Source organism: Enterobacter cloacae complex sp. I3 (genome assembly GCF_014896175.1).
GTDB classification, from domain to species: Bacteria; Pseudomonadota; Gammaproteobacteria; order Enterobacterales; family Enterobacteriaceae; genus Enterobacter; species Enterobacter bugandensis.
Genome location: NZ_JADBQZ010000026.1, coordinates 50,871 through 61,206, shown reverse-complemented (window position 1 = coordinate 61,206; position 10,336 = coordinate 50,871). Strand labels below are relative to the sequence as shown.

General features: G+C 57.5%; 7 protein-coding genes. All 7 read left to right on the top strand.

Annotated features, from left to right (window positions below; all coding sequences use genetic code 11):
- Window positions 1-638, top strand: a 638-nt coding sequence (locus IM271_RS18910; RefSeq protein ID WP_226859027.1) for a molecular chaperone, incomplete at its 5' end; no start/stop codon positions are given.
- A gap of 19 nt (window positions 639-657) precedes the next feature.
- Window positions 658-3,138 (top strand): fimbria/pilus outer membrane usher protein, encoded by a 2,481-nt coding sequence (locus IM271_RS18905; protein WP_193052998.1) that lies wholly within the window; start codon window positions 658-660, stop codon window positions 3,136-3,138.
- An 8-nt stretch (window positions 3,139-3,146) separates the two neighbouring features.
- The gene (locus IM271_RS18900) at window positions 3,147-4,151 is read left to right on the top strand and encodes a fimbrial protein (protein WP_080351079.1); all 1,005 of its coding nucleotides are present in this window, start codon (window positions 3,147-3,149) and stop codon (window positions 4,149-4,151) included.
- Window positions 4,152-4,352: 201 nt separating this feature from the next.
- The gene (fhuA, locus tag IM271_RS18895; RefSeq protein WP_193052997.1) at window positions 4,353-6,608 is read left to right on the top strand and encodes a ferrichrome porin FhuA; all 2,256 of its coding nucleotides are present in this window, start codon (window positions 4,353-4,355) and stop codon (window positions 6,606-6,608) included.
- A gap of 50 nt (window positions 6,609-6,658) precedes the next feature.
- Window positions 6,659-7,456, top strand: a complete 798-nt coding sequence (fhuC, locus tag IM271_RS18890; RefSeq protein ID WP_048961424.1) for a Fe3+-hydroxamate ABC transporter ATP-binding protein FhuC — start codon at window positions 6,659-6,661, stop codon at window positions 7,454-7,456.
- Window positions 7,456-8,346 carry a Fe(3+)-hydroxamate ABC transporter substrate-binding protein FhuD gene (fhuD, locus tag IM271_RS18885; protein WP_028015564.1) on the top strand — a complete coding sequence of 297 codons (891 nt, stop codon included), beginning with the start codon at window positions 7,456-7,458 and terminating at the stop codon, window positions 8,344-8,346. The genes fhuC and fhuD overlap by 1 nt, the downstream gene beginning before the upstream one ends.
- Window positions 8,343-10,325, top strand: coding sequence for a Fe(3+)-hydroxamate ABC transporter permease FhuB (gene fhuB, locus IM271_RS18880; RefSeq protein WP_047367358.1), 1,983 nt, complete (start codon window positions 8,343-8,345; stop codon window positions 10,323-10,325). Before fhuD ends, fhuB begins: the two co-directional genes overlap by 4 nt.
- Window positions 10,326-10,336: the final 11 nt, after the last annotated feature.

Here is a 10,336-nt window from a genome sequence, read left to right as displayed (position 1 = left end):
GTGGTACGCGAATTATTTATCCATCGAATAAATCAGAAGTTCAGATAGCACTTAAAAATAAAGATCCGCATACACGTTATCTGGTGCAAAGCTGGGTCAGTTACCCCAATGATGCGAAAGCGCCGTTTATTATTACTCCTCCTGTTTACAAATTGCAGGAAAATCGTCAAACCCTTTTGCACGTTATTTTTACCGGCGATAAAAAAAGCCTGCCCGCAGACCGGGAATCTCTGTTTCTGGCAAACGTTAAATCCGTATCGGCACTCTCGCCGGAGCTGAAAGAGAAAAACACGCTGCAATTTGCGATGAAAACGCGCCTGAAGCTTTTCTGGCGTCCGGCTCAGCTGAAGGAAAGCGATGCCCTGGAAGCCTACGCAAAAATCACATTCCAGCGTCAGGGCGACACGCTAATTGCAAACAACCCGACCCCGTTTTACGTCTCGTTTGGCGAGCTGGCCGTTGGTGGGAAAAGTGTTCCGGTGAAAGAGACCAAAACCACGCCAGGCGCCATTTCAATGATGGTGGCTCCGTTCAGCGAGCAGCGTTTCGCGTTACCGAATTCAGCAAAGGGCGCGGTGACCTGGACGGCAATCAATGATTTCGGTGGGCAAACCCCGCAGCGCAAGCAGGCTCTTTAAATCATCATGTTGGTGTTTTATGTCGTCATCTCTGCTTCACAAACAGGTACTGTACGGGATCGCGCTGACGCTGCTCGCCGCGATCCAGCCTGCAAGTGCTGATGACGAATTTAACCTGCGGATCCTTGAGCTGGATACGCCCCTCGAAAATACCGCTACATTAAAAAACTTCATTAACGATAACGGGCTACTTGCCGGAAGCTACCTTACGACTGTTATGTGGGATCGGGACGTTGTGGATAAACGTCCCATCGCTTTCGTGCTGTCTGACGATAAACAGCGCCTGCTGCCGGAGCTGACGAAAGCGGATCTGCGCGATTACGGCGTGAAAGTCGACACGATCCCGGACTTAAAAGATCTGGATGACGGCGCTTATGTCCGCGATATCTCCCATTTCATTGAAAATGCCCGTTACGAATACAATCAGGATGATCAGACCCTGAAGCTGGTCATCCCGCAGGCGTATCGCGACCATGCTGCCGCTGGCGCGATACATCCAAAATTCTGGGATGACGGCGCGCCTGCCGCCTGGACAAGCTATCAACTCAGCGGTTCTCAGCAGCACTACAGTTCGGGCAAAACCTCTTCGACCTGGCTTGGCCTGGAGTCGGGGATTAACCTTGGGGCGTGGCGGCTGCGGAATAACAGCACCTGGAGCGACGCTTCCGGCTGGGAGGGCATTGCCAGCACGTTACAACGCGACATCAAAACGCTGAAAAGCCAGCTTGAGATTGGTCAGACATATACCAATGGTGAACTTTTTGACAGCGTACAGATGACCGGCGTGAAGCTGGAAACGGATACTTCTATGCTGCCTGTTAGCCAACAAGGTTTTGCGCCCGTCGTGCGCGGTATTGCCAATAGCGATGCGAAAGTCACTATCAAGCAAAACGGCTACACCATCTATCAGACAAACGTCTCGCCGGGGCCGTTCGAGATCCGCGATTTAAGTCAGGTAACATCCGGAGCCGATCTGGAAGTGACCGTCGAAGAGGCGGACGGCAGCGAGCATAGCTTCATCCAGGCCAGCGCGTCGGTGCCGGTGTTACAGCGGGAAGGCGGCTTTAAGTATTCGCTGGCCGCAGGGCGCTATCGCGGTAATGAAGGTGAAGACGAACCCACCTTTGCGCAAGGCACGGCCATCTATGGTCTGCCTTACGGCGTCACGGCGTATACCGGCGCGCTGGGTTCATCACTGTATCACGCGCTGCTGCTGGGGCTCGGTGCCGATCTGGGGCATTTCGGCTCCGCCTCTGTCGACCTCACGGCCGCGCGTACCGTGTTTGATGACGGGCGTGACGATGCCAGCGGTTTATCCTGGCGGGCGCAGTATTCAAAAGATATTCCCGACACGGATACCACCATCACGCTTGCCAGCTATCGCTACTCCACATCGGGGTTCTATACCTTTCAGGAAGCTATCGATCAGCGTGACAGCGAAATCGATGACGGCATTTATACCTACCGCAGAACTAATAACCGCCGTAGCCGCATGCAGCTCAACCTTTCCCAGCGGGTTTCTGACTGGGGCTCGGCCTATCTCAACGGCTATCAGCAGGACTACTGGGATATGGACGGCCATGAGCGTAGCGTCAGCGCGGGGTTCAGCTCCAGCTGGCGCGACATCACCTGGTCGATAAGTTACAACCTGACCCGCACGCCAGATGCCGATACCGACCGGCAAATGGCGTTGACGGTCAACATTCCGTTATCAAAGTGGCTGCCGAATTCCTGGGCAACCTACAGTGCCAATACCTCCAGTGGCGGATTTGTCTCGCATCAGGTTGGGCTTGGCGGTACTGCTCTCGAGGACAATAAGCTGAGCTACAACCTCCAGCAGACCTATGCCAACCAGGATACGGGTTACGGCGGCAGCCTGTCCGGGCGTTATCGCGGGGCTTCCGGTGAGGTAGGGATGGGGTACAGCTACGGTGGTAACAATCGGCAGTGGAACTACAGCGCTCAGGGGTCAATCGTTGCTCACGAGCATGGCGTGACGCTGGGGCAACCCGTACGCGACGCCTTCGCCATTGTGCACATTAAAGATGGTGATAACGTCAAAGTGCAAAACGGGCGCGGCATCACGACGGACCGTTTTGGTAACGCGATTGTTCCTTCTCTGACGGCCTACCGGCACAACATCATCACCGTGAATACGCAGGATCGGGAAGATATTGATATCGACGCGGCAACGCTGGATCTCGTGCCGACGAAAGGGGCGGCAGTGCCGGCCACGTTCGACGCGCGCGTGGGACGACGCGCGCTGGTGACCTTGCTCTACGCGGGTAAGCCCGTGCCGTTTGGTGCCCTGGTGGCGCTGGACAACACCACGGCCATCGTGGGCGATGATGGGGAGGTTTACCTGACAGGGCTGTCCGGCAAAACAACGTTTAGCGTGCAGTGGGGAGAAGAGCGCGATCGGCAGTGTCACGGGACGCTGGATCTTCCCTCGCACAGCGCGGCAGGGATCGTGAAAGCCACGGTCAACTGCCTTAACTGAGGTATCTCATGAACCTACGACGTATCGTTAACACATTTCTGCCACCGGTACTGCTTGTGCTGGCGGGGGCATTTTGCCATTCAGCCCGGGCAGATTGTACCTTCAACGGCAGCGCTGACGCGGATGCCGTGGTGACGTTTCAGCTTCCCCCGGTCATTATTGTCGCCCCCGACACGCCCGTCGGCACCGTGCTTTATGACGCCAGCGTCGAGAGTAAAGCGGTGACGGTGGATTGTAGCGGTGACGCGCAAATTCGACGCGGGTATTTGTACCTCACGGATGCGGATGCGCGCGAAGGTGTGATGAGCGGGGTTTATCAGACCAACGTGCCGGGTATTGGCATCCGCGCGGCGTCGTCGACCGAACGGCTTCCCGGTTACACTGAGCAGGATTTAGTCCGGCCCATGCAATTTCTGGGATCGATCCACGGTTATTCGCAAAGTAGATCTGTATTTCGCGCCGCTGCCCAACTGGTCGTCACGGGCGCTATCCAGGAGGGCGATCTTGATACCTCACGGTTAACCTCAATGGATATCCTGGGCAACGCGCCGATCGGTGAAATGCGCTTCTCTCCCACCACTATTCGCATCACCACAAACACCTGTAACCTGGTCGATCGCAACATCTATGTGCCGCTGAAAACGGTCAATACCCAGGACTTTAGCGGCCAATACTCTGACATCCTCACGGACGGCAGCTTTAAGATTGAGATCACCGACTGCGCGGCAGGCACAAAGGTGGATTATCAGTTTACCAGCGCGGGATCAACGGGCGTCACGAACGGCAATATTTTGGGGATCGCCTCCGGAGATTCCGCCGCTGAAGGCGTCGGCATTCAGATCCTTGACCAGAATGATACGGTCCTGCAGTTCGATCGGAACTATACGGCGATAACCGGCACGCAGGACAACGTTCCTGTCGAGATCCCACTCAAGGCTCGCTACGTCAGGACGGGGGAGATAAAAGCCGGCAAAGTCGATTCTGTCGCGACGTTCGAGCTCTTTTACCGTTGATTCATCCTGCCCGCTCTGGCGGGCTAAGGATCATTTCACTAACTTCGTTAACCCTCTCTTTTCATCTGGTTAATTCTTAAACCCTTAAATCTTGTAGGGCCGCTTACTGCTTGCTATGCAACCAGCGTTTCGCATATTATTCTGCGGTCATAATAATAATTCTCGTTTACGTTATCATTCACTTTTCCATCAGAGATAAACATGGCGCTTTCCAATACTGCTCAGCCAATTAACACGTCGCTGCGTAAAGTCGCGGTTGTCGTAGCCACAGCGGTTGCCGGCATGTCTGCATTTGCTCACGCTGCCGAAACCCCGAAAAAAGAAGATACTATTACCGTTACCGCTGCACCTGCTGCACAGGAGAGTGCCTGGGGACCTGCTGCGACTATCGCCGCTCGCCAATCTGCGACCGGTACCAAAACAGACACCCCAATTCAAAAGGTTCCACAGTCTATTTCTGTGGTAACGGCCGAAGAGATGGCGCTGCATCAGCCACGTTCGGTTAAAGAAGCCCTGAGCTACACGCCGGGCGTTGCGGTGGGTACCCGCGGTGCGTCCAATACTTACGACTACCTGGTTATTCGCGGTTTCGCGGCCGATGGCCAGAGCCAGAACAACTACCTCGACGGTATGAAGATGCAGGGCAACTTCTATAACGACGCGGTGATAGACCCTTATATGCTGGAGCGCGCTGAAATCATGCGCGGTCCGGTTTCCGTTCTGTACGGTAAAAGCAGCCCGGGCGGCCTGCTGAACATGGTAAGTAAGCGCCCAACAACCGAGCCGCTGAAAGAGATCCAGTTTAAAGTGGGTACCGACAGCCTGTTCCAGACAGGCTTTGACTTCAGCGATGCGATCGACGATGAGGGTGTCTATTCATACCGCCTGACGGGCGTTGCGCGCTCGAACAATTCGCAGCAGGAAGATAAGGGCGAGCAGCGTTATGCCATCGCGCCATCCTTCTCCTGGCGTCCGGATGACAAAACCACCTTCACGTTCCTCTCCTACTTCCAGAACGAGCCTGAAACGGGCTACTACGGCTGGCTACCAAAAGAGGGGACGGTTGACCCGCTGCCAAACGGCGATCGTCTGCCGACTAACTTCAATGAAGGCGCGAAGAACAACACCTATTCCCGTAACCAGAAAATGGTGGGATACAGCTTCGACCACGAATTCAACGATACTTTCACCGTGCGTCAGAATCTGCGCTTTGCCGAGAACAAAACCTCGCAAAACAGCGTTTACGGCTACGGCATGTGTTCCGATCCGCTCTATTCGAATAATCCGGCATCCAGCCCTTGCGCGAGCATTCCTCAGTCACAATGGGGGCACACGCTGACTCGCCAGTATGTGATCGATGACGAGAAGCTGCAAAACTTCACCGTTGATACGCAGCTTCAGAGCAAGTTCGCGACGGGGGCTCTCGACCATACTCTGCTGACAGGCGTTGATTTCATGCGCATGCGTAATGACATTAACTCCTGGTTCGGCTACGCCGGCTCCGTTGCGCCATCCGATATTTACGATCTCGATCGTGGCGATTTCGATTTCGGTTCACACCCTGGACCGTCTGGTGCTTACCAGGTGCTGAACAAGCAGAAGCAGACCGGCGTTTACGCTCAGGATCAGATCGAATGGGATAAAGTGCTGGTGACACTGGGCGGCCGTTACGATTGGGCCGATCAGGAGTCCTACAACCGCGTATTAAATACCACCGCCAAGCGTGATGATACTCAGTTCACCTGGCGTGGCGGCGTTAACTACCTGTTCGACAACGGGGTGACTCCTTATTTCAGCTACAGCGAATCCTTTGAACCGGCTTCCCTGACCGACGCTCAAGGTAAACCATTCTCACCGTCTAAAGGCAAACAGTACGAAGCGGGCGTGAAATACGTGCCTAACGATCGTCCGATCGTGATCACCGGTGCAGTGTATCAGCTGACCAAAACCAACAACCTGATGGCTGACCCAACTGGCTCACCCTTCTCCGTTGAAGGCGGCGAGATCCGCGCCCGTGGCGTAGAGCTGGAAGCCAAAGCGGCGTTATCTGCCAGCGTGAACGTTGTCGGTTCTTATACCTATACCGATGCGGAATACACCACCGACACCAACTACAAAGGCAACACGCCGGCGCAGGTGCCAAAACATATGGCATCCCTGTGGGGTGATTACACGATGTTTGACGGCCCACTGTCTGGCCTGACGCTGGGTACCGGCGTGCGTTATACCGGCTCCAGCAAAGGTGACCCGGCGAATAGCTTCACTGTTGGGAGCTATACACTGGTTGATGCACTGGTCAGATACGATCTGGCGCGTGTAGGCATGGCCGGATCAAACGTCGCGCTTCACGTGAACAACCTGTTCGATCGTGAGTACGTTGCCAGCTGCTTCAACACCTACGGTTGCTTCTGGGGTGCTGAACGCCAGGTTGTCGCCACCGCGACCTTCCGCTTCTAACCTCTTTATGGGCACGGTTCGCCGTGCCCTTTTTATTTAAGTTGGCTGACATGCAGGATAATAAAACGCAATCCGACACCACCTTTACGCTCAATAATCTCTCCTTTCGCGTACCCGGGCGCACCCTGCTGCATCCGCTCTCTCTGTCGTTCCCTGCCGGTAAAGTGACGGGCCTGATTGGCCACAACGGTTCCGGTAAATCCACGCTGCTCAAGATGCTGGGACGCCACCAGCCACCTTCTGAAGGGGATATTCTGCTGGACGATCGGCCGCTGGAGGGCTGGAGCAGTAAAGCCTTTGCCCGCAAGGTGGCCTACTTGCCGCAGCAGCTGCCGCAGGCGGAAGGGATGACGGTGCGTGAACTGGTAGCGATTGGCCGCTATCCGTGGCACGGGGCGCTTGGCCGCTTCGGCGTCGCCGACCGGGAGAAAGTAGAGGAGGCGATTGCGCTGGTAGGGCTAAAACCGCTGGCGCATCGCCTGGTGGATAGTCTGTCCGGGGGGGAACGTCAGCGGGCGTGGATTGCGATGCTGGTGGCGCAGGACAGCCGCTGCCTGCTGCTGGATGAACCGACCTCGGCGCTGGATATCGCCCATCAGGTCGACGTGCTGGCGCTGGTGCATCGCTTAAGCCAGCAGCGCGGCCTGACGGTGATCGCTGTCCTGCACGATATCAACATGGCGGCGCGCTACTGTGACTACCTCGTCGCGCTGCGCGGCGGTGAAATGATCGCTCAGGGCACGCCGTCTGAGCTGATGCGCAGCGAAACGCTGGAACATATTTACGGTATTCCGATGGGTATTCTGCCTCACCCGGCCGGGGCAGCTCCCGTGAGCTTTGTCTACTGATGCTGGATTCAACATACATTAGCCGCCGTCGCCTGCTGACGGCCATGGCGCTCTCGCCGCTGCTGTTGAAGATGGCCCCGGCCCGCGCCGCCGCTATCGATCCGCACCGCATCGTGGCGCTGGAGTGGTTACCCGTCGAGCTGATGATGGCCCTGGGTATCACGCCCTACGGCGTGGCCGACATTCCCAACTACACCCTGTGGGTGAATGAGCCAAAACTGCCAGACTCGGTCATCGACATCGGTCTGCGCACGGAGCCAAACCTTGAGCTTCTCACGCAGATGAAACCGTCTTATTTATTCTGGTCTGCGGGGTATGGCCCGTCGGAAGAGATCATGGCGAAGATTGCGCCGGGACGAGGCTTTTCCTTTAGCGACGGAAAAAAGCCGCTGACCATGGCAAAAAATTCTATCCACGAGATGGCCCAGTTCCTCAACCGGGAAGCGGAAGCAAAACAGCATCTCGATGAGTTTGACGCGCTGATTGAGTCTCTTAAGCCGCGCTTTGCCCGCCGTGGCGATCGGCCATTGCTGATGGTGACGCTGCTGGATGCCCGCCATATGCTGGTCTTTGGAAAGAACTGCCTGTTCCAGGAAGTGCTCGACAACTTCGGCATTCGCAACGCCTGGGAAGGCGAGATGACGTTCTGGGGAAGCACCGCCGTGGGCATCGACCGCCTGGCGGCGTTTCGCGACGTCGACGTGCTGTGCTTTGACCACGGCAACGAGCGTGAAATGCAAACCCTGATGGCGACCCCGCTCTGGCAGGCGATGCCGTTCGTGCGCGAGCAGCGCTTCCTGCGCGCCCCTGCGGTATGGTTTTACGGCGCGACGCTGTCGGCAATGCACTTTGCCCGCGTGCTGGACAACGTGATGGGGGGCAAAGCATGAGTACGCGTATTGCCCGTTTCCCGGCGCTGCTGCTGGGGCTGATTTTTCTGGCGGCGCTGGCGCTAACCGGGTTCAACCTCTCCACGGCACTGCCGCGCGAGCAGTGGGCGGCCGCGTTTGCCGCTCCGGATATCGACAATATTCAGCAGATGTTGTTCCACTACAGCCTGCTGCCGCGTCTTAGTATCTCCCTGCTGGTCGGGGCGGGGCTGGGACTGGTGGGCGTGCTGTTCCAGCAGGTGCTACGTAACCCGCTGGCGGAGCCAACCACGCTGGGCGTGGCGACGGGGGCACAGCTGGGGATCACCATCACCACCCTCTGGACGCTGCCGGGGGCATTAACCTCTCAGTTTGCCGCGCTGGCAGGCGCCTGCGTCGTGGGCGCGCTGGTCTTTGGCGTGGCCTGGGGAAAACGTCTCTCGCCGGTCACGCTGATCCTCGCCGGGCTGGTCGTCAGCCTCTACTGCGGTGCGATCAACCAGCTGCTGGTGCTGTTTCACCACGACCAGCTGCAAAGCATGTTTATGTGGAGCACCGGCACGCTCACCCAGACCGACTGGAGTATCGTCCAGCGCCTTTGGCCACAATTGTTTGGCGGCGTGGTGCTCACGCTGCTGCTGCTGCGCCCGCTGACGCTGATGGGGCTGGATGATGGCGTGGCGCGCAACCTGGGGCTGGCGCTGTCGCTGGCTCGTCTGGCGGCGCTCACGCTGGCGATTGTGTTAAGCGCTCTGCTGGTTAACGCGGTTGGCATCATCGGGTTTATCGGCCTCTTTGCGCCGCTGCTGGCAAAAATGCTCGGGGCGCGTCGCCTTCTGGCACGTCTGCTGCTGGCGCCGCTGATCGGGGCGCTGATCCTCTGGCTTTCCGATCAGATCATTCTCTGGCTGGCGCGCGTCTGGATGGAAGTGTCTACCGGGTCGGCAACGGCGCTTATCGGTGCGCCGCTGCTGCTGTGGCTGCTCCCGCGCCTGCGCAGCATCAGCGCCCCAGCGATGGACGCGGGCGATAAGGTCTACGCTGAACGTCAGTCGGTGCTGTGGTTCAGCCTTGCCGGTCTGGCGGTGTTGCTTATCGCCTCGTTTGCCGCCCTCGCGTTTGGGCGCGATGCCGCAGGCTGGCACTGGGCAACGGGTGACTTACTCAACGAACTGCTGCAGTGGCGCTGGCCGCGTATTCTCTCCGCGCTGATTGCCGGGGTGATGCTGGCGGTGGCGGGCTGTATTATTCAGCGTCTGACCGGTAACCCGATGGCAAGCCCTGAAGTGCTGGGGATCAGTTCCGGCGCGGCCTTTGGCGTGGTGCTGATGCTCTTCCTGGTGCCGGGCAATGCGTTTGGCTGGCTGATGCCTGCCGGGAGTATCGGTGCGGCGGCCACGCTGATGATTATTCTGGTTGCCTCTGGCCGCGGCGGATTTTCTCCGCACCGCATGTTGCTGGCCGGTATGGCGCTCAGCACCGCCTTTACTATGCTGCTGATGATGCTGCAGGCGAGCGGCGATCCGCGCATGGCGAAGATCCTGACCTGGATTTCCGGCTCAACGTACAACGCCACCGCCAGCCAGGTTGCCTGGTCAGGAAGCGTTATGATCGTGCTGCTGGCGATGGTACCGCTGTGCCGTCGCTGGATGACCATTCTGCCGCTGGGGGGCGAAACCGCGCGTGCGGTTGGCTTAGCGCTGACGCCAACGCGCGTCGCGCTTCTTCTGCTGGCGGCGTGTCTGACGGCAACCGCCACCATGACCATCGGTCCACTAAGCTTTGTAGGGTTGATGGCGCCGCATATCGCCAGAATGATGGGTTTCCGACGGACGATGCCACATATTGTGATGTCGGCCCTGACGGGCGGGGTCATTCTGGTGTTTGCCGACTGGTGTGGAAGGATGGTGCTGTTCCCGTATCAGATCCCGGCAGGACTGCTGTCGACCTTTATCGGCGCGCCGTATTTTATTTATCTGTTGAGAAAGCAGAGCCGCTAATAAAAATAAAC

Bases quoted from the DNA above. Each gene is read 5' to 3' on its own strand.
- IM271_RS18905 (WP_193052998.1), top strand. From the start codon at position 658: ATGTCGTCATCTCTGCTTCACAAACAGGTACTGTACGGGATCGCGCTG.
- IM271_RS18900 (WP_080351079.1), top strand. From the start codon at position 3,147: ATGAACCTACGACGTATCGTTAACACATTTCTGCCACCGGTACTGCTT.
- fhuA (WP_193052997.1), top strand. From the start codon at position 4,353: ATGGCGCTTTCCAATACTGCTCAGCCAATTAACACGTCGCTGCGTAAA.
- fhuC (WP_048961424.1), top strand. From the start codon at position 6,659: ATGCAGGATAATAAAACGCAATCCGACACCACCTTTACGCTCAATAAT.
- fhuD (WP_028015564.1), top strand. From the start codon at position 7,456: ATGCTGGATTCAACATACATTAGCCGCCGTCGCCTGCTGACGGCCATG.
- fhuB (WP_047367358.1), top strand. From the start codon at position 8,343: ATGAGTACGCGTATTGCCCGTTTCCCGGCGCTGCTGCTGGGGCTGATT.